At 26.3% G+C, this 24,898-nt stretch carries 29 protein-coding genes; 18 read left to right on the top strand and 11 right to left on the bottom strand.

The annotated features are described in order from the left end of the window. The first annotated feature begins 609 nt into the window (after positions 1-609). The gene (locus CJ670_RS10745) at positions 610-1,194 is read left to right on the top strand and encodes a hypothetical protein (protein WP_133161062.1); all 585 of its coding nucleotides are present in this window, start codon (positions 610-612) and stop codon (positions 1,192-1,194) included. Here CJ670_RS10745 and kdsA read toward each other — a convergent pair. Beyond that, entirely contained in the window at positions 1,191-1,994 is an 804-nt protein-coding gene (gene kdsA, locus CJ670_RS05095; protein WP_342587568.1) for a 3-deoxy-8-phosphooctulonate synthase, read from the bottom strand. The genes CJ670_RS10745 and kdsA overlap by 4 nt on opposite strands. Before the next feature lie 42 nt (positions 1,995-2,036). After that, positions 2,037-2,915, bottom strand: a complete 879-nt coding sequence (locus CJ670_RS05090; protein WP_105939107.1) for a DMT family transporter — start codon at positions 2,913-2,915, stop codon at positions 2,037-2,039. A 97-nt stretch (positions 2,916-3,012) separates the two neighbouring features. Between CJ670_RS05090 and murA the strand changes: the two genes are divergently transcribed. Further along, positions 3,013-4,281, top strand: coding sequence for a UDP-N-acetylglucosamine 1-carboxyvinyltransferase (murA, locus tag CJ670_RS05085; RefSeq protein WP_105939106.1), 1,269 nt, complete (start codon positions 3,013-3,015; stop codon positions 4,279-4,281). 3 nt (positions 4,282-4,284) lie between these two features. Beyond that, on the top strand, positions 4,285-4,854 hold the full coding sequence (locus tag CJ670_RS05080) for a hypothetical protein (protein ID WP_105939105.1): 570 nt from the start codon (positions 4,285-4,287) through the stop codon (positions 4,852-4,854). On the opposite strand, the gene CJ670_RS05075 is transcribed toward CJ670_RS05080, so the two are convergent. The 9 genes from CJ670_RS05075 to CJ670_RS05035 form a co-directional block, all read right to left on the bottom strand. Then, positions 4,837-5,622, bottom strand: a complete 786-nt coding sequence (locus CJ670_RS05075; protein WP_105912206.1) for a YihY/virulence factor BrkB family protein — start codon at positions 5,620-5,622, stop codon at positions 4,837-4,839. The genes CJ670_RS05080 and CJ670_RS05075 overlap by 18 nt on opposite strands. A gap of 1 nt (position 5,623) precedes the next feature. Continuing rightward, the gene (locus CJ670_RS05070) at positions 5,624-7,012 is read right to left on the bottom strand and encodes an FAD-binding oxidoreductase (protein ID WP_105939104.1); all 1,389 of its coding nucleotides are present in this window, start codon (positions 7,010-7,012) and stop codon (positions 5,624-5,626) included. Then, a complete protein-coding gene (locus tag CJ670_RS05065) occupies positions 7,012-8,031 on the bottom strand; it encodes a plasminogen-binding N-terminal domain-containing protein (RefSeq protein ID WP_105912204.1) in 1,020 nt (339 codons plus the stop codon). Before CJ670_RS05065 ends, CJ670_RS05070 begins: the two co-directional genes overlap by 1 nt. A gap of 8 nt (positions 8,032-8,039) precedes the next feature. Beyond that, positions 8,040-8,549 carry a thioredoxin-dependent thiol peroxidase gene (gene bcp / locus CJ670_RS05060; protein ID WP_105939103.1) on the bottom strand — a complete coding sequence of 170 codons (510 nt, stop codon included), beginning with the start codon at positions 8,547-8,549 and terminating at the stop codon, positions 8,040-8,042. Between the two features lie 104 nt (positions 8,550-8,653). Further along, complete coding sequence (gene cmoA, locus CJ670_RS05055; protein ID WP_105912202.1) at positions 8,654-9,361, bottom strand: carboxy-S-adenosyl-L-methionine synthase CmoA; 708 nt, start codon at positions 9,359-9,361, stop codon at positions 8,654-8,656. A 20-nt stretch (positions 9,362-9,381) separates the two neighbouring features. Then, complete coding sequence (locus tag CJ670_RS05050) at positions 9,382-10,233, bottom strand: bifunctional riboflavin kinase/FAD synthetase (RefSeq protein ID WP_105939142.1); 852 nt, start codon at positions 10,231-10,233, stop codon at positions 9,382-9,384. Next, a complete protein-coding gene (gene tlyA / locus CJ670_RS05045) occupies positions 10,199-10,915 on the bottom strand; it encodes a 23S rRNA (cytidine-2'-O)-methyltransferase TlyA (protein ID WP_105939102.1) in 717 nt (238 codons plus the stop codon). Before tlyA ends, CJ670_RS05050 begins: the two co-directional genes overlap by 35 nt. Positions 10,916-10,930: 15 nt before the next feature. Next, positions 10,931-11,398, bottom strand: coding sequence for a hypothetical protein (locus CJ670_RS05040; protein ID WP_105939101.1), 468 nt, complete (start codon positions 11,396-11,398; stop codon positions 10,931-10,933). A 78-nt stretch (positions 11,399-11,476) separates the two neighbouring features. Next, on the bottom strand, positions 11,477-12,856 hold the full coding sequence (locus CJ670_RS05035) for a DUF4885 family protein (protein WP_105939100.1): 1,380 nt from the start codon (positions 12,854-12,856) through the stop codon (positions 11,477-11,479). 115 nt (positions 12,857-12,971) lie between these two features. On the opposite strand from CJ670_RS05035, the gene CJ670_RS05030 reads away from it, so the two are divergent. The 15 genes from CJ670_RS05030 (at position 12,972) to CJ670_RS04960 (ending at position 24,891) form a co-directional block, all read left to right on the top strand. After that, complete coding sequence (locus CJ670_RS05030) at positions 12,972-13,598, top strand: hypothetical protein (RefSeq protein WP_105939099.1); 627 nt, start codon at positions 12,972-12,974, stop codon at positions 13,596-13,598. A gap of 49 nt (positions 13,599-13,647) precedes the next feature. Then, the gene (locus CJ670_RS05025; protein WP_105939098.1) at positions 13,648-14,418 is read left to right on the top strand and encodes a hypothetical protein; all 771 of its coding nucleotides are present in this window, start codon (positions 13,648-13,650) and stop codon (positions 14,416-14,418) included. 27 nt (positions 14,419-14,445) lie between these two features. Continuing rightward, entirely contained in the window at positions 14,446-15,162 is a 717-nt protein-coding gene (locus CJ670_RS05020; RefSeq protein WP_105939097.1) for a hypothetical protein, read from the top strand. A gap of 90 nt (positions 15,163-15,252) precedes the next feature. After that, positions 15,253-15,579, top strand: coding sequence for a nucleotidyltransferase family protein (locus CJ670_RS05015; RefSeq protein ID WP_105939096.1), 327 nt, complete (start codon positions 15,253-15,255; stop codon positions 15,577-15,579). Continuing rightward, positions 15,572-15,928: a HepT-like ribonuclease domain-containing protein gene (locus tag CJ670_RS05010; protein WP_105939095.1), complete on the top strand. Its 357-nt coding sequence runs from the start codon at positions 15,572-15,574 to the stop codon at positions 15,926-15,928. Before CJ670_RS05015 ends, CJ670_RS05010 begins: the two co-directional genes overlap by 8 nt. Beyond that, entirely contained in the window at positions 15,925-16,497 is a 573-nt protein-coding gene (locus tag CJ670_RS05005) for a YigZ family protein (protein ID WP_105939094.1), read from the top strand. The genes CJ670_RS05010 and CJ670_RS05005 overlap by 4 nt, the downstream gene beginning before the upstream one ends. Before the next feature lie 32 nt (positions 16,498-16,529). Continuing rightward, positions 16,530-17,951, top strand: a complete 1,422-nt coding sequence (locus CJ670_RS05000; RefSeq protein WP_105939093.1) for a type II secretion system protein GspD — start codon at positions 16,530-16,532, stop codon at positions 17,949-17,951. 21 nt (positions 17,952-17,972) lie between these two features. Next, entirely contained in the window at positions 17,973-18,875 is a 903-nt protein-coding gene (locus CJ670_RS04995; RefSeq protein ID WP_306460237.1) for a radical SAM/SPASM domain-containing protein, read from the top strand. Positions 18,876-18,919: 44 nt separating this feature from the next. Further along, entirely contained in the window at positions 18,920-19,720 is an 801-nt protein-coding gene (locus CJ670_RS04990; protein ID WP_105939092.1) for an EI24 domain-containing protein, read from the top strand. 2 nt (positions 19,721-19,722) lie between these two features. After that, positions 19,723-20,451: an inositol monophosphatase family protein gene (locus tag CJ670_RS04985; protein WP_207763613.1), complete on the top strand. Its 729-nt coding sequence runs from the start codon at positions 19,723-19,725 to the stop codon at positions 20,449-20,451. 38 nt (positions 20,452-20,489) lie between these two features. Then, positions 20,490-20,744, top strand: coding sequence for a YfhL family 4Fe-4S dicluster ferredoxin (locus CJ670_RS04980; protein WP_105912188.1), 255 nt, complete (start codon positions 20,490-20,492; stop codon positions 20,742-20,744). 1 nt (position 20,745) lies between these two features. Continuing rightward, the gene (locus tag CJ670_RS04975) at positions 20,746-22,215 is read left to right on the top strand and encodes a Ppx/GppA phosphatase family protein (RefSeq protein ID WP_105939090.1); all 1,470 of its coding nucleotides are present in this window, start codon (positions 20,746-20,748) and stop codon (positions 22,213-22,215) included. Continuing rightward, positions 22,212-23,225: a lipopolysaccharide heptosyltransferase I gene (gene waaC / locus CJ670_RS04970; RefSeq protein WP_105939089.1), complete on the top strand. Its 1,014-nt coding sequence runs from the start codon at positions 22,212-22,214 to the stop codon at positions 23,223-23,225. The genes CJ670_RS04975 and waaC overlap by 4 nt, the downstream gene beginning before the upstream one ends. Continuing rightward, complete coding sequence (locus tag CJ670_RS04965; protein WP_105939088.1) at positions 23,209-24,120, top strand: LpxL/LpxP family acyltransferase; 912 nt, start codon at positions 23,209-23,211, stop codon at positions 24,118-24,120. Before waaC ends, CJ670_RS04965 begins: the two co-directional genes overlap by 17 nt. Further along, positions 24,121-24,891, top strand: a complete 771-nt coding sequence (locus CJ670_RS04960) for a BUD32 family EKC/KEOPS complex subunit (RefSeq protein WP_105939087.1) — start codon at positions 24,121-24,123, stop codon at positions 24,889-24,891. The last annotated feature ends 7 nt before the right edge of the window (positions 24,892-24,898 follow it).

Raw genomic sequence — 24,898 nt, 5'->3', positions numbered from 1 at the left:
AAAATCGATATGTATCACTAACTGAATTTGAAGATAAAATATTAAGTTTAGAAATGGTTAGTTAAATTATGAATTTTTTGTCCTATAAAGTGTTGACAGATCAAATAATTCAAATCCTATTAAAAAGTAAATTAAAATGTATGGAATTAAAGTTTTGTTTTCAATAATTAAAAAATATGATAAAATCTACAAAATAATATAACAAAAGTCATTTTATAAAAAAATACAAATATGCTTATTTTAGCTATTAATTAAAAATAAAGAAGAAAAATGAATATAATAAAAAAATTATTTATGGATTTAGAAAGTTTATTAAGCTTATTAATAGATTTTGATTATAGTAAACTAATATTATTATCAATAATCTTATTAATAACATATTTAATTAACAATATTATCTTAAATAAATACTATAAACCAAGCATAAAGAAAACTAAAATAGAGTTAAAAAAAATAAATTTAGAGGCAACTTTATATCAAAAAAGGAAATATTTATTAAAAATATATTTGATATTATTTATAATCCTATCTTTTTTTATTATCTCAAAAAACAATTTATCAATAATAATCCCTATATTATCTGCATTTATTTTAATCTCTTTATTCTCAATGAAAGAGCAATTAAACAATATATTTTTAGGGTTTTTTTATAGATCAGCAATTCCAACAACAATTCATGAGGGTATGGAGTTTTATTTTAAAAATAAACCAAACGAAATTTGTAAAATAACAAAAGTTAATTTATTTAAAACAATATATAAAAATGAGATGAGTGGACAACTATTTTCACTTGAAAATAAAGCATTAAATGAGCTAGAAATAATACATAAAGTAGTTAAAGATTTGGATTATGTGGAGTTTAAATATATAGTAAAAAGTGATTATCCATTGGAAGAATATGTAAAAGAGATAAAAGAGGAATTAAACAACTATATAAATGCAATAGAAGTAGATTTTAAAACATTAAGAGAAGCTATTTTATCACTAAAATCAAAATATAACTCAACACCTTTTTTAAAACCATTTTATAAAATAGATATTGAGTTTGATACAAAAGAAGATGTAGTAATAAAATTAAAATTAACTACATATAAATACAATTACAACAACTATTTAGATGATTTATTGAAGTTTAGACCAAAAGCAGTTAATCAAGCAAATGAGAAATTAAATAATAACTATAAAGAGTTTTAGTTTCCTAAAGCCTCTTTAATAGCAAAAATCTCATCCATTGTTTTATAAAGTTGTTCAATACTAAGCATATTTGGTCCATCGCTTTTTGCTGTTTTTGGGTCAATATGTGTTTCAAAGAAAAAACCATCTACTCCAACACTAGCAGCCGCTCTTGCCATATATGGTACAAAAGAGCTATTTCCACCTGTTGTTCCTCCAGTGCTTGGAATTTGCACACTATGTGTTGCATCAAAAATCACAGGTGCATATTGTCTTAAAAGTAGTAGATTTCTCATATCCACAACCAAAGCACCATATCCAAAAGTATTTCCTCTTTCACAAAGCCAAACACCAGCTTTTTTGCTACTTTCATAGCTAACTTCACTTATTCCTCTTGTGTTTAATACTTTTTCAACAGGGTGTTTCATAGCATCAGCTGCCAAAAACTGACCTTTTTTGATATTTATTTTTGCTTTTGTTTTAGCAGAGGCTACTAACAAATCTGTTTGACGACACAAAAAAGCTGGAATTTGAAGTATATCCATAACCTCTCCAGCAGGTGCTGCTTGATATGATTCGTGAATATCGGTAACCACTTTGTACCCAAACTCTTTTTTGATTTTTTCAAATATTTTTAATCCCTCATCAAGTCCTGGACCTCTAAATGAGCTTAGGCTTGTTCTGTTTGCCTTGTCAAAACTAGCTTTAAAATAAAAATCAACTCTTTTATCTTCACTAAGAGGTCTTAATTTTTCTGCTATTTTTAAAACTGTATCCATATCTTCTAAAACACAAGGTCCTGTCATAACTGTCAACATAATATATTTTCCTTTTATTTAATTGGTTCCAAATCTGTGAATTTATTATTTTTTACTAACCATTATTCCACTAATTACAATAAAAATTATACCCAAAAGCACTATAAAAGATGGAAAAGCATCTCCTATAAAAAGTCCTAAAATTATTGAAAAAACAATATTACTATACGAAACTGTGCTTACAATTCCTGCTTTTGCAAGAGAGTACGATTTTGTCATATATATTTGTGCATAAGTAGAAAAAATTCCTAATAAAGCTATAAAAATCCAATCTTTTGCTTGTGGCATTACAAAAGTTCCTAGCATAAAATCAAGATTTGGATTTACATAAAACTCACTTATTATCATAAAAATTAAAGGGAATATTGTACCAACACCCATAAAGCTCAAAACTATAGCTCTACTATCATAATATTTTCTTAATTCTCGTATAGATGTATATGCCAAAGCTGCTCCAACACCTGATAAAATTCCTAAATAATCTGTTTTTTCTAAACTACTTCCATCAAACTCGGCAATAAATAAAATTCCAATAAATCCAATAAATACTCCAATCCAACCTTTAAATCCAATATGTTCTTTTAGAAAAAAATATGCCAAAAGTGCTGTAAATATTGTAGATGTTTTGGAAAAAGTCATAGCCTCACCCAAAGGAATATTTGCAATATTATAAAAGAAGAAAAGCAAAGCTGAAAATCCAGCAACTCCTCTAAAAATAAGTAAGCAAAATTTTCCACCTAGTTGATTAAGTGGGCTTTTGTATATAGAAAATAGTATAAAAAATACTCCAAAAACATTTCTAAAAAATACTATTTCAATAGTACTAATATTTGAGCTAAGCTCTTTTGCAGCAACTCCCATTAAAGCAAATAAAAAAGAAGCAATAATCATATATTTTATAGCTTTATTTACATTTTCTTCCAATCCAAAATCCTTTTAAAAAGTAAAAGTATTGCAAAATTTGAGTTAAAGCAATATTTCGTTAAAATTTAAGCTATTTTAAACATTATTTAGGAAATTTATGGATTATTTAAAAATCATAGGAAATCAAAAACTAAGTGGAGAAATACTTATTTCTGGAGCAAAAAATGCGGCACTTCCTTTAATAGCTTGTACTATTTTAGCAAAAAACGAAACTATCATAAACAATCTTCCAGATGTTGCTGATATAAACACTTTTTTGAAGCTTATAAAAATGCTAGGTGGTAGTTTTGAAAAAGATAAAAACAGTGCAAAAATAGATACTAGCATCGTAGATAATACAATTGCAACTTATGATATAGTAAAAACTATGAGAGCATCTATTTTGGTTTTAGGACCACTTTTAGCTAGATTTGGGCATTGTGAAGTTTCTCTTCCAGGAGGTTGTGCAATAGGGCAAAGACCTGTTGATTTACACTTAAAAGCTTTGGAAGCTATGGGTGCAAAAATTGAAATACTTCAAGGATATATAAAAGCAACTGCTCCAAATGGATTAAAAGGTGCAAAAATTGTATTTGATAAAGTTACAGTTGGTGGAACTGAAAATACAGTTATGGCAGCAGCTTTAGCTTCTGGAGTTACAACTATAATAAATGCAGCAAAAGAGCCAGAAATTGTTCAATTATGTGAAGTAATAGCAAGTGCTGGAGTGAAAATAGAAGGAATTGGAACTTCTAAAATTATAATTGAAGGAACAGGTGGAGAGTTACTTGATATCAAACCTTTTAGCGTAATTCCTGATAGAATAGAAGCTGGAACTTATATGTGTGCAGCTGCTATTACAAATCAAAAATTAACTATAAAAAATATTGTTCCAGCTCATCTTGAAGCTGTTATTTCAAAGCTAGAAGAGATGAATTTTGAAATAGATATAAAAGAAGATGAACTTACAATTTTCCCTACATCAAAAATTTTACCTGTAAATATTATCACAACAGAATATCCAGGTTTCCCAACAGATATGCAAGCTCAGTTTATGGCACTTGCAACTCAAGCGGAAGGAACTAGCACAATTGATGAGAGACTTTTTGAAAATAGATTTATGCATGCAAGCGAGCTTGTTCGACTTGGAGCTGAAATTCATTTAAATGGAAATATAGCTACAATTATTGGTGAAAAAGGTAATTTAAGCGGAACAGATGTTATGGCAACAGATTTAAGAGCATCTTCGGCTCTTGTTTTAGCAGCTTTGGTTGCACAAGGAGAGACAAATATTCATAGAATTTATCATCTTGATAGAGGATATGAAGATTTAGAAGGAAAATTCTTAAAAATTGGTGCAAGTATTCAAAGGTGTAAAGAAAAATAAGATATGTTTGATAATATCAAAAAACTATTTGAAACTAAAGAAGAAGAAAAAAAAGAGTTGAAATTTAATAAGTTTCAACTCTTTTTGGATTTAGCTAATAGTTATTTAAAAAGAGAGTATCCAAATATTCATTTTGACTTAACTTTTTATGAAGACAAGGAAGAAGAAGATAATTTAAAAGTTCAAAAAGCTATGGTTATTCATCAAATTATAAGACAATTTGCAGATTTCCACTGGGAAAAGACAACTCAAAAAAGTGTGAAAAAAGAGCTTATTTGGAGTGGTTATGGGATAAACTCTCAACCAAACAAAAAAATTCCACAAGACTTTTTACGAAGAAAAGAGTTGGTTTTTTTTAGAGAAGATGGAATTTGCAATAGATGTGGAAATGTTATGGATAAAATACAAAAAAGTTCTATAGTTTTAGCTCAAGAAAGTCATGAAAATGGAGGGTATAATATTGAAAATCTTATACTACTTTGCTCAAGTTGTTTTAATCTTATAAAAAATGAGGATAAGGATTTTTCAGAAATTCCACTTAGAATAAAAGATGACTTATACGACTTTATTTAGATATTTCATATTTAATTTATGACAAATTTTTATACCATAAAGATAGATTATCCACGAAATATAAATCCATAAAATTGAGAAAAGCAAAGTTGAAAGTGAGCCATAAATTGTTGTATATGTTTTGTTGTAAACTACATAATATACAAATAGATTTTTTGTAATACTCAAAGTTGACAAAGTCAAAAAAGATGATATAAAAGCTGCTTTTGTTGAGATAATTTTGTTTGCACTTACTTTAAATAGAGCAAAAAAGATAAGCCAAGTAAATAAAAATAGTAGAATTTTTTTGAAAAAATTACTGTCATTAAAACTAAGAAGTAAATTTAAGACAATAAAAATAGCAGGAAACAGTATAAAAAAGATTGTGTATATAAAAAATGATTTATATATTGCTCTTCTAGTTGTTTGATGTATTTTATTTACAATATAATCATAATCTTTGAAAAACATAATATAGACAAAAAGCATATAAAATATTCCAATAAATCCTAATTTATCAGAGTTTGATATAAAATTTTTTAGAGTATTTACAATTTCATCAGAGTGTGTAGGGTTTAGAAAATTTAGTAAAAAATTTGTAAACATATCAAGATATGAGTTAAATTCTGGAAATTGTGAAATAATAGCAATTCCAAGAGCAATTATTGGTAGTATTGAAAATATAGTAAAAAAACTAAGACTTGCAGCATAGTAGCTTGTGTCATCATTAAAAAATGTTTCAACAGCTACAAATAGCTTTTTAGAAATAGTATTTTTACTATTTTCCAATTTATAATCCCATTTTAAATGGATTTAAAATATTGTTTGGATCAAAAGCTTTTTTGATATTTCTAAATAAATTCATTTCAGCTTCGCTAAATGCTATATTCATAAATGGAGCTTTTGATATTCCAATACCGTGTTCACCGCTTAAAGTTCCACCCATATCTACAACAAGTTGGAAAATCTCTTCAATAGCTTTGTGACCGTCAGCCATCTCTTTTTCATTTGTTTTATCTTTTACCATAACATTTACATGGATATTTCCATCTCCAGCATGTCCAAAACAAGGTACTTGGAAACCATATTTGTCACCAATTTTATATATCTCATCTAAAGCTTCTGGAAGTTTACTTCTTGGAACACTTATATCTTCATTTAATTTTTTAGTTCCAAAAACCATTGTTGCTGGACTTGCATTTCTTCTTGCAAACCATAGTTTTTTACCTTCTTCTTCATTTTGGGCAACTATAAAATCTATTGAGCCATTCTCTTTAAATGACTCTTTTAAAATATTTAATTGGTCTTCAATTTCAGCCAAACTAGAAGCATCTACATCACCTATTAAAATTCCACCAGCATTTTCTGGCAATGAAACTTGAGGAAATTTTTGCTTTAGTGCTTTTATTACAAGTGAATCTAAAAACTCCATAGCAACAGGATTTGCACCACTTGCAAGTGATTTAAAAACAGCTGTCATAGCACTATTTACATCTGAAAAAACTCCCATATAAGTTTTTTTAAATTTTGGTTTTGGAATAAGTTTTAAAGTAATTTCAGTAATAACTGCCAAAGTTCCTTCACTTGCTATTAAAATACCAGCAACATTATAACCAGCAACATCTTTTATAGTTTTTTTACCAGCAATTATAATATCTCCATTTGGAAGCACTGCTCTTAAAGCCATTACATAATCTTTTGTAATACCATATTTAGCAGCTCTCATGCCACCAGCATTTTCACTTACATTTCCACCAAGTGTTGAATACTCTTCACTTGCTGGATCTGGAGGATAAAATAGACCAACTTCTTCAACAGCTTTTTGAAATTGCATATTTACAAGTCCTGGTTGAACAACTCCGACCATATTTTGCATATCAATTTCAAGTAGTTTATTCATATGTCTTTCAAGTGAAAGAACAATTCCGCCATTTGAAGGCAATGCTCCACCTGTAAATCCACTTCCAGCACCTCGTGGAACAATTACTACTTTATTTTCATTACAATATTTAAGTATATCACTCACATCTTGTTCGTGTCTTGGAAAAACAACAGCATCTGGCTCAAAACGGCTTCTTGTAGCATCGTAGCAAAAAGCTATTAGATGAGCTTTATCTGATTTTACATTTTCCTCACCAACAATAGAAGTTATATATTCTAAATGTTTTTTATCAATCACTATTTAACTCCCAAAAGTTGTTTATAGTAGTTATCGTAGCTTGAATCATCTATTCCATCATCATTTAAACCTAAAGCATCAGATACAATAGGAATATTTTTAAGGTCAATTAGTGGTCCTTTTATCTCTTCAACTCTTGTAAAAAATGGTAATTGTTTTTTTGAAGAACCAATTTGTAAACTATAACTATCTAGTAGAGTAAATGTTTTTGCATCATAGATAAATATTTTTCTATTAACTACTATAAAAATAGTTCCCAAATTTTGCTCAATTGCGAATTTTTGGAAATCTTCAATTCTAGGAAGTGGTTGATTTTGAAATTTTAAAGCCGCTCCAAATAAATCTGGATGTATAAAGTTGTTTTGTGCAAAATCATCTTTTACTGCTTTATAGTTATTAAAATCAGGAGTTATAAGTAAAGATTGGTCATACATATAGTTTAAAAGTAAAATATCACCTTTTTCAACTACTCTGTTTGTAGTTGGAATTGCATCTTGTTTTAAGTCATCAAAGGCAAAATATTCTACAACAGAACTTTTTTCATTTGAGCTTACTACTTTTGCATTTGAAACTATTAGTCTTCTGTCATTGTCATAAATATGTACAACAATTCCACTTTGACCTACAAGTAAATTTCCTTTTGGTATAGTTGTTTTGTTATTTTCTAAATTATCAATTTTAAATGCCATAGGTGAAATAGAGAACTCTTTTTTCCCATAATCCAATTTTGATGCATAAGTTCCGCTACTTAAACCCTGTTTTACATTTTGATAAAAGTAGTATGAGTAACTTAATTTTCCATTTTCAGTTGTTACATTTATATCTAAAATTTGCCAACCGTTTTTTAGCATCTCACCAACAGTAGTTTTACCACCACAAATCCCACCTTCAAGTTTTGCAGTTTCTATTTGTGATGGTGTATCTAAACCATTTTTATAACAAACAGTTTCAACTGCCAAACTATTCGTAGCAAATAAAATAGCACCAACAAAAGCTAATTTTGTAAACATTTTTTTCATCTTTTTTCCTAATATTTTGATTGTAATTCTTCTAGTTTTTCTCTAACTTCATCTACATGTAAAATCTCGATTTTATCTCCTTTTACACTCTTTGTTTTTCTTACACTTACTTTATCCCAAATTGCTGCAATTTCTCCTTTTGGATTTATTATAAAAGTAGTTCTAATAACTCCCATAAACTCTTTTCCCATAAATTTTTTTAATTGCCAAACATTGTAATCTTGACACATCTTTTTATCTTCATCAGCTAAAAGAGTAATGCCTAAATCATATTTTTCTATAAATTTTCTATGTTTTGCACTATCATCTGGGCTTACACCTATAATTGTTGCTTTTAGATTGTCAAACTTATATAAGTTTGCTGTAAAATCACAAGCTTGAGTTGTACATCCTGGAGTTAAATCTTTTGGATAAAAGTATAAAACTATCCAATTTCCTACAATATCTCTTAGACAAATTTCTGTATCATCTTGATTAAAAGCACAAAATGCTGGTGCTTTATCGCCTATTTTTAACATATATTCTCCTTTCAAATTGGTTTCCTAATTTGAAAGGAAACCGTTATTATTTAACTTCTTTTAAAAGAAGCAAACTCTAAAGGGCTTTAAGAATAAAGCCTTTACTATTTAATTGCTATAAAAGTTGCAAAGTTTACCCATTTAAAAAGAGTCTCACAATGTCTAAATCCAGCATCTTTTATCATCTTTTTATTCTCATCTTCAGTATAAGGAATAAGCACATTTTCCAAAGCCTCTCTTTTTTGAGATATCTCAAACTCACTATAACCTTGAGTTTTTTTGAAGCTATAATACTCATCTATAAACTGTTTATTCAAAGAGCTATCTTGTGAAACTAGTTTTTCACTAAAGATAAAAATTCCATCATCTTCTAAGCTATCATATATTTTTTTTACCAGTTTTTCTCTATTTATTGGTCTTATGAACTGTAAAGTGTAGTTTGCAAGAACAAGATTTGCATTTTTTAATTCAACATCAAAAATATCGCTGTTTAAAAGCTCTATATCAACACCAAAAGCTTTTGCTTTTTTTTTGGCTCTTTCAAGCATTGCAGCTGAATTATCTATTCCTACTAAATCTAATTTATAAGAAGTTGTTTTACTAAGTTCAATCAAAGTTGAAGCAGTCGAACAACCTAAATCATAGACTTTACTATTTTCTTTTAAAAAATTATTGGCAAAAGATATTGACAGTTTTTGCATCTGTTTATAAAAAGGAACAGAACGCTCTAACATATCATCAAATACGCTAGCTACCTCTTCATCAAACTCAAACTGTTTTGAAATTGTTTTATTAAATACTTTATCAATCATTCTAATATTCTATCTAAAAATTAATAAAAATATTTTTTAGCAATATCTATATCTTTAAAAATCTGATTTTTTAGTTCTATAAAACTATCAAATTTTCTGTTTTCTCTTATACGACTTATAAATTTTATTTGTACATTTTCATCTTTTATTTCTATATTTTCTTGATTTAAAATATGAGTTTCAACTGCAAAACTACCATCTGTTGATCCTCTATGCCCTAAGAAACTAACAGAATTGTATTCAATATCATTTACAATAGTTTTTGTGATATAAACTCCACTTTGTGGCAATAAAAACTCATTTACATTTAGATTTATAGTTGCTACAAACTCTTTTTTTCCAAGTCCTTGACCAACTATATGTTTTCCAAAAATTTTATACTCTTTTCCTAAAAAGCTATTTGCTTTTTCTATATCACCATTTAGTAAAAATTCTCTTATATATCGTGAATGAATTGGGAAATTATTTAGTTTTATTTCAGGTATTACGACTACAACTCCATCAAAAATATTTTTCAAATCCTGCGTTTTGTATGCTCTATTTTTACCAAAACAAAAATCAAAACCAACAACTATTTTTTTTAGATTTTTAAAATCATTTTGAAGCATCTTTATAAATTCAACTCCATCAAGAGCTTTTATATCTTCTAAATCATAATAAAAAATAGGGTATTTTGTGTACTCTTGTCTATAATTTTTTGGAGTAATTGAAGCATAACCTGTTTCTATACTTATAATTGCACCATTAGGATTTAAGTTTTTAAATAACTCTTGATGAGCAATATGCATACCATCAAATCCACCAATTGCAATTGAATCTATACTGTTTTTATCTATATTATTTTTTACTAAAATAGAAGAACTCTTCCTCATTTCCATCTTTTCCTACAAGCTTACTAATGCTGTTATAATTTAATTTCCAGTTCAAAGAAAATGCTTTGCTTAAGAAGTTTTCTTTAGCTTTTAAAATCGCATTTTTATCTTTTACTACACCTTTTTTATCTCTTTTTACACCAGTTCCTACTTCAAATTGTGGTTTAAAAAGTATAATTATATTTTTAAAATCTAAAGAGTTTATTGAGTCAATAATCTTTAAAATAGAGATAAAAGATACATCACAAGTTACAATATCAAAACTAATATCACTTTTAAAATCTCTAATATCGCAGTTTTCAAAAAACTCAATTCTTTTATCTTTTTTTACTCTTTCGTGAAGTTGATTACTTCCAACATCTACACAAACTACTTTTTGAATATCAAATTCTAGTAAAATTTGTGTAAATCCACCAGTGCTACTTCCAATATCAAGAGCTACTTTATCTTTTAAATTAATCTTATTTTTTAGCTCATCTAAAAAATATTTTAGTTTATAAGCAGCTCTTGAAACATAAAAATCCTCTTCAAGTAGCTCAATTTTCATATTTTCATCAACTAAAAATGAAGCTTTTGATACAATTTTGCCATCAATTTTTACTTTATTTGAAATTATAAGTTCAAGTGCTTTATTTCTACTTTGAATATCAAAATTTTGGCTAAGGTATAAATCTAATCTCATATATTTCTAAATATCTTATTTAGATGTTTTTTTAAATTCATCTACAAGTCTTAGCTCTTCGTCTGTTGTAGGTTTTACAAAAGTTTCATTAGCACCACTTTTTTGTAAATTCATCATATTTTGTATAGTTTCATTATCTAAATCTACTTTTTTACCTGTAACTTCATAAATAGCAGTTTGTAAATCTTGTTTGAAAGCTTGAATATACTCTTCAGGGCTAAGAGGTGCTTGTCCTGATTCGGCTCTTTGCTTTTGTAACTCTTCTAAAAGCTCTTTAATTCTCTCTAACTCTTCTTTTGTAAATCCAGTTTTAGAAACAAAATCTAAGTCACCTAAAAGTTCAGTTGTCTCTTTTTTTTCTGCTTTATCTTTTTCTTGATTTTCTAAAAAAATATCAAACCTATCTTTTTGTTCTTCACTTACTGAACTGTTTGTATTTAGATTTGAACTTAAAATTGAATTTGTATTATTTGAAATTTCCATAAAATGCCTCTTTACCTAAGATGAAATTTTTAAAAAATTATAACAATATTAGCTTAAAGCTCTTATTGTCAAATACTACTATTCTTGATTTTTACTCTCTTCCCACTCTTTTAAAAGTTTATAAAACTCTTTATTTGCTTCACTATCCTCTTTGCCCATAAGATATTTTTGCATAAGTAAAAGTTTGATTAGTTCCATATCTTTTGAGCCATATTTTTCAAGTAAACTATCTGCTTCAGATTTTATTCCTTTAAAACTAAACTCTTTTAGATTTAGTGCCTCTTTGATAATATCTTGACTACTTTCACCATAAACTATATCTTTTCTATAATCTTTAAAAGCTTCTCCTAAAGTTTGAGTCTTTGAAGCTTTTAATTCATATATCCAATCTCTTTTACCAACTCCATATGTTTCACTTTGTCCAACATCATGAAAAGAGCTATTTTTATAATCTATTGATAAATTTAAATCTTCTATATTTTCAAAACCTTTTTTCGCAACTTTTGATAAATCTGCACTATAACTATCAAAGGCAACACCCTTATACTCTTGGGGAATATTTTTACTATTCATAACACCAATTCTCAATAACTCCATAACATCTGTTCCATCTTTTGTTAAAAACTTACCATCTACATTTTCCAACTCTCTTAGGTCATATCCAGTTAGCTCTTTTACATTATGAAATATTCCATATTTCATTGATTTATCTTTATCAAATTGAGTTGAATCATCTAAATAGCTTGAACGACTATATGAAATATGTCTAAATAATTCTTTTGAGTTATCTCCTGTATTTAAAACATCTTCTATTAAACTAGATAGATTTTTATCATCAAGTCCACTAACAGTTAATTTATAATCATAAGGTTCAATTGTAAATTTAAGATTACTATCTTTAGGAATAGAAATACCATATTTATTTAAAAGTTGTTGGAACTGTTCATTAACCATATCTCGATCAAACGCTTTTTTTTCTGCACTCTCTACTCTATCATTCATTGAATTTAAATCTTTTATATTTGGGTCAATAAAGCTTATATTTCTTATCTTTCCATATTTTAAATAATCCATTTCATGTTTATGGGCTACATTTCTTTCTATTCGACTTAATCCTTCTACATAATAAGGTGAGGCTTGAGAGTAATATTTATCACTAATATGTTGCTCTGGATTTGCAAACTTTTTATTCTCTTTTGTTGCTTTTGAGTAAACTTCTTCTAGTCTATTTCTAATAGCTTTTTCATCATCACTTATAAAGTTGTTGTAGCTTTTAATAAAAGTTTCTTCCTCCAAAGATGATAATAGATTTAAAGTATCTAGTGTTTTTGAGTCTATATTTATGTTTATAGCTTCACTATTTTTACTTTTATCTATACTTTGATTAGTATTTCCATTTTGTGTTACTTTTATTCCACTTTGTGAACTAAACGATTGTATATTAGTATTTATATTCATAAGAATCCCCTTCTTTATTACTAACTTTTCTTAATATTAGTTTAATTATAATCTTTTAAACTTTATTTAACTTTAATACTAATAAAATAAAACATTATTATACAAGGGGTAAAAAATGGAAATAGGTAAAGCAACAAGTGTATATCAGACACAAGAGGTAAAAGGGACAAAAGAGACTTATTATAAAGAAGCACAAAAAGTTGATTATAGTAAATATTCAGCAGATGATTTAATGCAAATACCTTTTGAAGAGGCAAAAGTAAATCAAGAATTTATAGATAAAAGATACCAAGAATTAGCTGATGATGGAAACATAAAACCTAGACATGCCGTTGGACTTTTAGCTTTAAAAGGAGCTTTGAATTTTAGTGGAAATAATAGTATTGATAAAGCATACTATCAAACTTTACAAAGTTCTCCAAAAGAAAATCTTGGTCTTGTAACATATGAATTCCAAATGAATTTTCAAGGATTTGCACAAGGAGAAGATATCAGTCCAACTTTTATGAAAGATGGAAGATCTGAAAATGGAAGTTATTTACTAAATAAGAATCAAGCTACAAGTGTTGATTTTGATGCTTTTATAAATAGTGCAATTGCAAGTTTTGAGAAGAATTTAACAAAAGCAAAATCTTCAAACTCAGAAACTAGTGTACAAAATCAATATCAAGGAATAGTTGATTTTTATAAAACTTTTCAAGAGAATTTTAATAAAGCTACTAAAGAGCCGTATTATGCTTGATAATAAAATCAAGTAGTTTTTACTAAATATTTAAATTAGGGGAAAATATATGCAAATAGGAAATAATGGAACTAGAACTTATGAATATAATACAGCACAAAGACCAAAAGATGATAACTCTTATAGTAGTTTTGTAGTAGATACAAAATCAGTAAAAGAAAATGCAACTTTATTAACTAAAAATTTAATAAAATTTATTGATAAAAGCGGTGGTTTTTCATCTTTGTCAAAAGAAGATGAAGAGTTATTTAGGGCTATTCTAGAAGATGATGAGATTTCAACAAGTGAAGCAAAAAATTTAAGCTATGAACAGATGGCAAAACTTAATCAGCTATTTAAAAACTTAGATAGTGGAACTTTTTTTATAAAAGGTTTTGATATTTTTCATAAAGCAAATATTTCAAATGATGAGAACTTTAACAAGTCTTTATTTGAAACTCTTAAAAATATTGAAAATGAAAGTGATAGAACTCTTTTTTCACTTAATTTAAAAAGTGACTTAGGATACAACAAAGTAAGACTACCTTTTGAAAAACCAATAGAACAAGAAATTGAAGAGAGAATTACTTTTGAAAAAGTGAAGTATAAAGATTTTCCAAATAAAGATGAAATTTTAACAAATATAATTCAAGAGCTTAAAAACTGGAAGATTTATGATTATGGAAGCTTTATTGACAAAACTCTATTTCAATTAAAAAAGGACATTTCAAACCCAAATACTTCAGAAGATGGAAAATATTATCTTTTAAAAAAATTACCATATTATGAAGATTTAAAAACAAACTATAATAAAGTAATAAATGAGCCTAAGTATGCTTAGATTTAAAAATAAATAAGGAAATAAAAAATGGAAATAGGGTCAATAACAAATTCATATCAAACGTTAGAAGCTAAAAGTAATAGTCAAAAAGATTATGGAAGTTCTTTTAGCAGTTTTGCAGAGCTTATGAGAGTAAATTCAGTATCTAGTATAAAACAAACTAAAGAAACAAAAAGTATAAACAGTAGTTCAAATATTGAAAAAATTCAAAAAGATTATAGTGGATATACTACTTTTAAAGAGTTAAAAGATATACCATATGAAGAAGCAAAAGAGAATTATGAAGCTATAGAAAAAAGGGCATTGGAGTTGAGAGCTAAACATAGAAGTGAGGGCATTGAGGAAGGAACAGCAGGATTAGCTTCTAGAGCTATGTTGGAACAACTTGATAAAGTCAATATATCAAATAATGATGAATTAAATAAAGCTCTTTATGAAACTTTAAGGGGAATCAAAGACCCCCTAGATTCTTTTGTTATGAACTCTGAATTACAATTTAACCTTGAAAATTACTATCATGGAAATGAAACAAGAGCAAGTTTTGTATATGATCCAAAAACTTATGGGAAAAACTATGAATTGACAAAAGAACAGTTAAGTAGCATAAATGTTGATGATTTTTTCTCTAAAATGTTAAATACATTTACAAAAGATTATGAAGCTGCTCCAAGAGAGGCAAAAGAGCAATATAAAAAAATTGTAGATGGATATAGCATATTTTCGCAGGTTTATAATAAATTATAAAGTGGTTTGTATTATGTTTGATAAAATAGTTTAGTTTTATAATAAACCATCAAAAGTCAAAATTTATACCAAATGTTATAAAATCTACAAATGAAATTTGTACAAAAAGAGTTTAGTATGAAAAAAGAAGAGATTTTACATAAATTAAAAGAGATAAAACCACTTTATGAGAAAGAGGGTTTAGAGATTTTAGGACTTTTTGGAAGTTATGCAAAAGATACTCAAAATGAGTTTAGTGATATAGATATTGCATATAGACTTGATTACAATAAATTTTCACAAAAATATGTAGATGGTTTTTCAAAACTTTTAAGAATAGAAGAGATGAAAGATGAACTTAAAAAAATATTTAAAAAAAATATAGATTTTGTTCCAGATAAAAATAAAAAAATCTTACAAGAAATAATCTATGTCTAAAGTAAAGTTTAGATTAGAAAAAGTCTTAGAGATAATTTGTGATATAGAGTTTATTATGGATAATAATAGTCTAAAAATTACTCAAGCAGTAGAAGATAGAGTTTTAAAACCAGCAATAAGAATGAACCTTGTAAGAATAGCTGAACAGTTTTCAAAATTAAAAGATGAAAATGAGTTTAAAGTTTTAGACTGTTTTTCAAGTAAAGATTTAAAAGGAATTAGTGCTGTAAGAAACTATATAGCACACGATTACGATAGTACAGATGATAATATAATTGAAGATGTTATTAGACACAACTTACCAGAGTTAAAAAATATTATAGAAGAGTTATTAAAAATAACTAAATGAAATTTGTACAAAAAGAGTTTACAACAACACTAGAAGAGAAAAAATCAAAATTTATAGCTTTTTTAATGCCTTATGAAGATTTTGATAAAACAATGCAAAGATTAAGACATGAGCACCCAAAGGCTGTTCATTTTGTTTATGCATATAGATATTTAAATGAGTTTGAACAAATTGTTGAAAATAGTAGTGATGATGGAGAACCAAGAGGAACAAGCGGAAAACCAACTTTGGCTGTTTTAAGTGGGGCGGGTATTATAAATAGTGCAACAATAATTGTGCGATATTTTGGTGGAATAAAACTAGGAACTGGTGGATTAGTTCGAGCTTATGGTGGTTCTTTAAATGAAGTTATAAAAATTGCAGAATTTTTTGAGTATAAAAAACTAGATAATCATATAATAGAGTGTGAATATAGCTCTTTGGGTCAGCTTGAGTATATTTTAAATCAAAATAGTATAAAAATTATAAATAAAGATTTTTTAAATATTATAAAAATAACAATCCAAATTACAAAAGATGAATTAGAAGCTCTAAAATCTTTACTTCCAAGAGAAATTAAGATACTATAAAAAACTTATCATATTATTTCTAGGGGTAGTAAATGAAATGGTTTTTAAATCTCTTTTTTCTTTTATTCTTTTCTGTACAAAGCTTTGCAAATGATTATATAGATGTAAATTTTACAAATTTAAAATTAGATGAATTTATAAAAATAGTTTCAAAAGTGAGTAATAAAAATATTCTTGTAAGTGAACCTTTGGATATAAATTTAAACTTTGTATCAAACAAAAAAATCAAAAAAGATGATTTGATTACTATTTTGAAAACTATTTTAGATGAACACAACTATATTTTAGAACAAAAAGGTGATTTTTTAAAAATTAGTAAAAAACTACCACCAAAAAAAGAAAATTCTATCTCAAAAGTTTATGAATTAAGAAATATCGATGCAGAAAATATAGCGAAGATATTGGAAAATATTATTGAAAAAAATAGTTATGAAGAGGGAGAAAAACCAAATATTTCATTTGCACAAGAGACAAATTCAATTGTTTTAACAGGTCAAAAAGATATTTTAGAGCCACTTTTTAATCTTTTAAAAGATTTAGATAAACAAAAAGAGCAAGTTTATATTCAAGCAAAAATTATAGAAGTAAACAACGAACTTGTAAATAAAATAGGTTTATCTTATGGGATTTTAAAAGCAGATAGCTCAAGCGATGGAATTATGGCAATATCAACAAATTTAAATGGTGGTTCAAAAAGTATTGAAGATGCTTCAACACTTTTAGGAATAGATGTAAAAAAATTAAATCTAAAATCAGGACTTGCTTTGGGTGCAAGTTTAAATCTTTTAAAACAGCAAGGAGCTTTGGATATTGTTTCTGAACCATCAATTTTGGCTTTAAACAACAAAGAGAGCTTTATATATGTTGGAGAAAAAATCTCTATGCAAACTTCAAGTAGTGTAACAGATGGTGGAACTCAAAGAACAAACTATGCAAGAGAAGATATAGGATTGACTTTAAAAGTAAAACCTAGAGTTTCAAGTGACACAAAACTTACTTTAGAGATTAATGCACTTTTGGAGAATTTAAAAGTAAGATCAGTTGGAACTAGCAATCCTGATACGCTTAAAAAAGAGATAAATACAACAGCAATTTTAAGTAATGGTGAGAGTGTAATAATAGGTGGATTAATTGAAAATAAAAATGAAATTGTAGAAGAAAAAGTACCAGTTTTAGGAGATATTCCAGTTTTAGGTGAACTTTTCAAAAATGAGTCAAATCTAAATAGAAAAAATAATTTAGTAATAATTGTAACTCCATATATTATTCAAAAAAATCAAGATATTACATATATAAGAGATAAATTAACAAAGTTAAAAGCACTAGAAGAGAGATATTTAGAAGAGAGTTTGAGTGATTTAAAAGTTGAATTAAAATCAAAAAATGAGAAAACAGTAGAAGATACTCAAGCTTTACAAGAAAAAAAGTTTAAAGATTTTTTTGAGCAACAGTGATTTTTAGCTTATTTTGATAAAATCAGCAAAAAAATTAAGGAAAATAAGATAAAAAAGTTTAAAAAAGTTCATATAGAACTTACAAATATTTGTAATCTAAAATGCTCTTTTTGTCCACCAAAATTATTAGCAAATAAGATTATGGATTTAAATACTTTTGATAGATTAAATTTTGAGCTAAAAGATATTACAAAGGAACTAGCATATCATATTGTTGGTGACCCTTTAGTTTTGACAAATTTAAGTGAATATTTAAATATAAGTAAAAAGCACAATTTAAAGGTAAATATAACAACAACAGCAAATAATATTTCACAAAAGCACTATGAAGCTTTACTAAATCCTACAATTAAGCAGATAAATTTTTCACTAAATTCATATAATGCAAACTCTCATAAAAAAACTTTTGATGAATATTTAGAGCCTATTTTAGAGTTTGTAAAGTTTGCACAAGAAAACAAGCATGAATATTTTATAAACTTTAGAATTTGGAATTTAGATGAGCAAGAAAGCGCAAAAGAGTTTAATCTAAAAGTTTTTGATAAATTAAATGATTTTTTTTCTTCAAGTTTAAATATAGATGAGATTTATGAAAATAAACCAAAAAATATAAGAGTTGCTAGAAAAATATTTATAAATTTTGATGAATATTTTGTTTGGCCAAATTTAAAAAATGAGTTTGTAAGCAAAAAAGGTTTTTGTTATGGTTTAAACTCACATTTTGGGATTTTATCAAATGGAACTGTAGTTCCTTGCTGTTTGGATTTAGATGCAAATATAAACCTTGGAAATATTGAAAAATCAACTATAAAAGAGATTTTGCAAGGACAAAGAGCAAAAGATATGATAGATGGTTTTAAAAACAATATTTTAAAAGAGGAGCTTTGTCAAAAGTGTGAATATAGGACAAGGTTTGATTTTTAAACATTTGTAGGTAGAATATGCAAAAATTAAATAAAAGATAAAATATGAATGAAATAGAGATTTTACAAAGAAGTATAAGAGATTTTTTTAGTTCAAAAATGCTAAAACTGGCACTAATTCCACTTTTTATAACAATGTTGATTTTATATATGTTGTTTTTTGGAGTTGCAAGTGTTGGGATAGAAGCGCTTAAAACTGTGGCGGAAACTTCACAAGCTGGTGGAGAAGTTGTTATTGATGAAAATGCGCCATTTTATTTTGTGTGGCTTACATATTTTATAGTTTTTTTATTTAAGTATTCTATTACTTCGTGGATTGCTGGATTTTTATTTTATAGTTTTGGAGCTATTTTTGTTTTTCATTTAAGTGTTGTATTAACTTTGGTTATTATTGGTTTTTTGACACCTTTTGTTGTGAAATATATAAATGAAACTAGCTATAAAAACTTAATTTTAAAACCATATGGAACTATTTTAGGAGCATTTGGTGTTTTTTTGAAAGCATTTTTTATTATGATTTTATTATATATTTTATTTATTCCCTTGTATTTTATTCCACTTATAAATTTTATAGCTCTTTATCTTCCTTTGTACTATTTTTTTCACAAAATGTTAAATTATGATGTATCTTCAACAATTTTGAGCAAAGAAGAGTATGAAAAAATTTACTCTAAATCTTCTAGTTCATTTAGAGTTAGAACACTTTTTTTATATTTTATTACTACTATTCCTTTTCTTACACTTTTTGTTTCAATTTTTTATATTATTTTTCTATCTCATGCTTATTTTATGGAGCTTGAGAAACTTCAAAAAATAGAAAATCAAGATAAAAAAGAGGATATATAGTTTTGGAAAATATAACAAAAGCAATAATAAAATCAAACCTTGAAATAGCAAAATATTTAAAAAATGGTTTAAAAGAAGAAGATTTTACATATACAAAACAGATTGGATATGGTGGAGATAATTCACTAAAAATCGATATTTTTTTTGAAGATATATTTATAAAAAACCTAAAAGATTTTGGAAATATTTTTAGTGAAGAGTGTGGATTTATTGATAATAAAAAAGATATTACATTTATAATAGACCCACTAGATGGAAGTAATAATTTTTTATCAAATATTCCATATTTTGGGACTTCAGTTGCAGTTAAAAAGAGTGATGAAATTATTGCTGGTTTTGTAGCAAATATGGCAAATAAAACTTTAGTTTATAGAATTTTAGATGAAGAGGTAAAATACTTTTGTTTGGAAAATAAAAAAGAGTTTCAAAGAATTGAGCATAATATTTCAAAAGTTGCAGTTTTTGAAAGAGGATATAAGTATCCAAATATTTGTAAAAATATAGATGATAAAAATATAAAGTTTAGAGTTCTTGGTGCAACAGCACTATCTTTGGCAAATGCAAAAGATTTTTTGTTTGTTATTTTCAAAGGTGATTTAAGAGAATTTGATGTTGAAGCTGGACTTTTTATAAGCAGAGATTTATATATAAAAAAAGAAGAAGATATTATATTTGTTACAAAATATAAAGAACAATTTTCAGTATTTAAAGAAATTATTAAAGATTTTTAGGTATAACTCCAGATTAATAAAAAAATTAGGAAAATTATATGGCTTTAATAATTATGGATGAATGTATTGCATGTGATGCTTGTAGGGAAGAGTGTCCAAATATGGCGATTGAAGAGGGCGATCCAGTTTATGTAATCGATGCTGATCGTTGTACTGAGTGCGTTGGGCACTATGAAGAACCTCAATGTGTTGAGGTTTGTCCAGTTGATTGTATTATTTTGGATCCAGATAATGAAGAGACACTAGAAGAGTTAAAATTCAAATATGATCAGTTAATGGAAGAAGAAAACTAAAATGTCTAAAATTACAACAGTCATCGATATTGGCTCAAACTCAATGCGGATGGTTGTTTTAGAAAAATCTAGCCGTTTTGCTTTTTCTTTAATAAATGAGACAAAAAGTAGGGTAAAAATTTCTGAAGGTTGCTATGAAAATGGTGGAAATCTTCAAGAAATTCCTATGGAAAGAGCTTATCAGTCTTTAAAATCTTTTTTAAATATTTCAAACGCTTTAAAATCAAGAAAAGTTTTGTGTGTTGCAACTTCTGCTCTAAGAGATGCTCCAAACTCAAAAGTTTTTTTAAATAGAGTTAAAAATGATTTGGGTTTGAGTATAAAAGTAATTGATGGTGAGAAAGAGTCATATTTTGGTGGTGTTGCTACTTCAAATTTGCTTCATGATGATGAGTTTATAACTATTGATATTGGTGGTGGAAGTACAGAATTTTGTTTTGTAAAAGACAAAAAAATCTTAAAATCAATATCTTTAAATATTGGAACTGTAAGAATAAAAGAGTTGTATTTCAATAAAAACAATATAAACGGAGCAAAAGATTATATTTTGGAGAACTTAAAAAAAGTTTTTGAACAAAATATTGAGATTCCTCCAAAAGCTGTTGGAATTGGTGGAAGTATTAGAACTTTATCAAAGATGATTATGGTTAAAAATGAGTATCCACTAGATGCAATTCATGGATTTACATATGATGTAAATAAAGAAAAAGAACTTTTTGAAAATATTTTAAAAGCAGATACAAATGAAGAACTTCAAGAATTCGGAGTTAAAAAAGATAGATTTGATACCATAAAAGAGGGTACATTTATTTTTAAAACTATTATTGATGAGTTGAAGATAAAAGAAGTTGTAACTTCTGGAGTAGGTGTGAGAGAAGGTGTTTATCTTACAGATTTACTAAGAAATTCAAACCACAGATTTCCAAATAATTTTAATGTAAGTGTAAAAAGTTTACTAGATAGATTTGAATTAAATGAAAAACAAAGTGCTTATTTTGGAAATAATGCAAAAAAAATATTTGAAGTTTTAAAACCTATTCACAAGCTTGATGATAAATTTAAAGAGCTTTTAGTTGTATCTTCAAAACTTCACTCAGTTGGTTCTAGTTTGAATTTTTATAAAAAAAATGACAATGCCTTTGAGTTTATTTTAAACGGTTTAAATTATGATTTTCAACACACTTCAAGAGTTATAGTTGCTCATACTATAAAGTTTTCAAAAAAATCTTTACCAAAACAAAGTGATATAGAAGAGTATAAAGAGTTATTACCAAATATAGAAACTATGCAATGGCTTTCATTTATGATTGCTCTTAATATAGCTGTAAATACTGATTTTTCTTGTCCAAAAGTAAACTATATTTTAGCGGATAATATTTTACAGTTGGAGCTTCCAAATAGATCATTTTTAATAAATTCATATATTGAAAAACTTGAACTTCCAAAAGATTTATTCTTAGAGATTTTATAGTGCAAAAAATAGCTATTATAAAGCTATCTGCTATGGGTGATATTATTCACTCAATGGTTGCTTTGCAGTTTATAAAAAGAAAATATCCAAATATCCAGATTGATTGGTTTGTTGAAGACTCTTTTTCTAAAGTTTTAGAAAATAATCCAGATATAAACAATATAATCAAACTAAATTTAAAATCTATTAAAAACTCAAAAAAAGAGATTTTAACTCAATTAAAACTTGTAAAAAGTTTCAAAAATAGAAATTATGACTTAATTATAGATGCTCAAGGTTTAATAAAATCAGCAATAGTAGCTAGACTTTTAGGTAAAAATAGAGTTGGTTTTTGTAAAAATTCCACTAGAGAAGGAATGGCAAGTTTTTTTTATAATAAAAAAATATCCATATCTTATGATAAAAATGTTATAGATAGAAACTGTTATTTGTTCTCAAAAACACTTGATTTTGAGATTACAAAAGATGATATTTTGGATAAGAAACCTTTCTTGTTTTTTAAAAATGAAGATGAAAAAGTTTATGAATATCTTGATAAAAATAGAAAAAATATTCTTCTTGTAATTGGTGCTAGTTGGAAGAGTAAAATGTATTCTAAAGAGAAGTTTGTTAAAATAGTACAAAATTTGAAAGAGAATTTTTTTATTGCTTGGGGAAATGAAGAAGAAAAAGAGATTGCAAAATTTATTTGTGATAATTCAGACGCTATTGTTTTACCAAAAATAGATTTGAATACATTAAAAGCTTTGATAAGTAAAGTTGATTTAGTAATTGGAAATGACACTGGACCAACACATATGGCTTGGGCTTTAAATACTCCTTCAATAACAATTTTTGGAAATACACCAGCTTATAGAAACACTTATGAAACAAAAATTAATAAAAGTGTAAAGTCTTCTTCTGTTGTAAATCCTTTTAAGTTGGATAAAAAAGATTTTTCAATAAAAATGATTGATGAAAATATTATTATAGATATGGCAAAGGAGCTTTTAAGTGTACAGAAAAATTAAAGATTATTTTAGACTTTTTTTATATAACACATTTCTTTTTTTATTTTTAATTACTCCTAAAATTATTATGAAACAGATTTTGAAATTTTTTGCATTTTTTGCATTTAAATTTAATAAAAAACATATAAAAGTAGCTCGTGCAAACTTAGATTTTGTATATGGTAATAGTATAAGCGAAGATAGAAAATATGAGATTATTTATAACTCTTATAAATCTTTGGTTTTTAATATGTATGAGTTTATTGAAAATCAAAATATAGAAAAAGAGGATTTACTAAAAAAAGCAAATATTGTAAATAAACATATAATAGAAAATGCAATAAAAGAGAATAGAAAAATTATTTATATTTCAGCTCATTATGGTGGTTGGGAGCTAACTGTTCCATATATTGCCCTTATGTTTGGAGATGTTGCAATAGTAAATAGAAAAATGAATAATCCTCATATTCAAAAAAAGTATGAGAAAGCAAGAAGTAAAAATCATATTACAATGCTTGAAAAAGAGAGTGCTGCAAAAGGTATGATAAAAGCTTTTAAAGAGAATAAAACAGTTTGCGTGGTAATTGACCAATATTTAAATAGTGGGATAGAAATAGAATTTTTAGGAAAAACTACAAAAGCAACTGATTCAACTTCAAGAATGGCACTTAAATTTGATGCAGTAATTATTCCAATTTTTACTATTTGTAATGATTTTAGAGATTGGACTATAAAAGTTTGTGAACCAATTGATGCTAAAACTTATGAGTTTAAAAGTGAAGATAAAATAAAAGAGTTAACTCAAATTCAAAATGATGTTTTGTCTAAACAGATTTTAGAAAAACCAGATTTTTGGCTATGGCAACATAAAAGATTTAAAGATTTAGAAAATGATATTTATAAAAAAGAAGATTAATTGAACAGTTTTGAAAATGTAGCAAAAAGAGAATTTACAAAAAATAATAAAGAGATTTTTTCTTTTATTTTTGAAGAAAAACAGTATTGGCTAAAAAAAGCTAGAACTACAAAACCAGATAAAATCCAGAGTTTTTTTTATAAGTTTTTCCCTTTTGAGCTTCTTATTCCTCCTGTTGTAAAAAGCTCAAAAGAGGCTTTGCTTTATGAAGTTTCAAAGCTTGAAAAATTTAATGAATTAGGAATAAATACTCCTGTTATAGCTTATAAGTGTGAAGATTTTTTTGTTTTAGAAGATAGTGGAAATAGTGTAAATGCTTATTTAAGAAACAAAGATATAAGTGAAGATAGATTTTATTTTTTTGTAGATAAATTGATACTTGAACTCTCAAAAATTCATAATTTTTCACAATTTCATGGTGGAAGTCAGTTAAGAAATTTTACTTTTAAAGATGATAAAGTTTTTGTTTTAGACTTTGAAGAGAGTTTTGAAGAAAGTGTTGATATAAAAACTTTACAATATAGAGATTTTTTACTATTTTTATTATCATTCATAAAGTTAAAAGAAGCTAGTTTTAAAATAGATTATGAAAAAATAATTAATAAATATTGTGAACTTTCAAATAATTTTGAATTTAAACAAAAATTAATAAAATTTAGTAAAAAACTTGGATTTTTTTTATGGCTTTATGAAAAAGAGTTTATAAAAAAAAGAGTTGGTAGTGATGTGAAATATTTTTTTGAGTTTGTAAAAGTATTAAGAAATTTGTAAAATAATA

The sequence above is a fragment of the Arcobacter cryaerophilus gv. crypticus genome, from assembly GCF_002993025.1.
Taxonomy (GTDB): Bacteria; Campylobacterota; Campylobacteria; order Campylobacterales; family Arcobacteraceae; genus Aliarcobacter; species Aliarcobacter cryaerophilus_B.
Note: the sequence above shows the minus strand (reverse complement) of the source record. Positions and strands in the feature narration are given on the sequence as shown.

Coding starts and splice junctions, on each gene's coding strand:
- tlyA (WP_105939102.1), bottom strand. CDS start 10,915: ATGAGATTAGATTTATACCTTAGCCAAAATTTTGATATTCAAAGTAGA.
- CJ670_RS05015 (WP_105939096.1), top strand. CDS start 15,253: ATGAAATTTGTACAAAAAGAGTTTAGTATGAAAAAAGAAGAGATTTTA.
- CJ670_RS05025 (WP_105939098.1), top strand. CDS start 13,648: ATGCAAATAGGAAATAATGGAACTAGAACTTATGAATATAATACAGCA.
- CJ670_RS04990 (WP_105939092.1), top strand. CDS start 18,920: ATGAATGAAATAGAGATTTTACAAAGAAGTATAAGAGATTTTTTTAGT.
- cmoA (WP_105912202.1), bottom strand. CDS start 9,361: ATGATTGATAAAGTATTTAATAAAACAATTTCAAAACAGTTTGAGTTT.
- CJ670_RS04980 (WP_105912188.1), top strand. CDS start 20,490: ATGGCTTTAATAATTATGGATGAATGTATTGCATGTGATGCTTGTAGG.
- CJ670_RS05010 (WP_105939095.1), top strand. CDS start 15,572: ATGTCTAAAGTAAAGTTTAGATTAGAAAAAGTCTTAGAGATAATTTGT.
- CJ670_RS05000 (WP_105939093.1), top strand. CDS start 16,530: ATGAAATGGTTTTTAAATCTCTTTTTTCTTTTATTCTTTTCTGTACAA.
- CJ670_RS05020 (WP_105939097.1), top strand. CDS start 14,446: ATGGAAATAGGGTCAATAACAAATTCATATCAAACGTTAGAAGCTAAA.
- CJ670_RS10745 (WP_133161062.1), top strand. CDS start 610: ATGAAAGAGCAATTAAACAATATATTTTTAGGGTTTTTTTATAGATCA.
- bcp (WP_105939103.1), bottom strand. CDS start 8,549: ATGTTAAAAATAGGCGATAAAGCACCAGCATTTTGTGCTTTTAATCAA.
- CJ670_RS05040 (WP_105939101.1), bottom strand. CDS start 11,398: ATGGAAATTTCAAATAATACAAATTCAATTTTAAGTTCAAATCTAAAT.
- CJ670_RS05065 (WP_105912204.1), bottom strand. CDS start 8,031: ATGAAAAAAATGTTTACAAAATTAGCTTTTGTTGGTGCTATTTTATTT.
- CJ670_RS04975 (WP_105939090.1), top strand. CDS start 20,746: ATGTCTAAAATTACAACAGTCATCGATATTGGCTCAAACTCAATGCGG.
- murA (WP_105939106.1), top strand. CDS start 3,013: ATGGATTATTTAAAAATCATAGGAAATCAAAAACTAAGTGGAGAAATA.
- CJ670_RS05030 (WP_105939099.1), top strand. CDS start 12,972: ATGGAAATAGGTAAAGCAACAAGTGTATATCAGACACAAGAGGTAAAA.
- CJ670_RS05035 (WP_105939100.1), bottom strand. CDS start 12,856: ATGAATATAAATACTAATATACAATCGTTTAGTTCACAAAGTGGAATA.
- CJ670_RS05050 (WP_105939142.1), bottom strand. CDS start 10,233: ATGAGGAAGAGTTCTTCTATTTTAGTAAAAAATAATATAGATAAAAAC.
- CJ670_RS05080 (WP_105939105.1), top strand. CDS start 4,285: ATGTTTGATAATATCAAAAAACTATTTGAAACTAAAGAAGAAGAAAAA.
- CJ670_RS05005 (WP_105939094.1), top strand. CDS start 15,925: ATGAAATTTGTACAAAAAGAGTTTACAACAACACTAGAAGAGAAAAAA.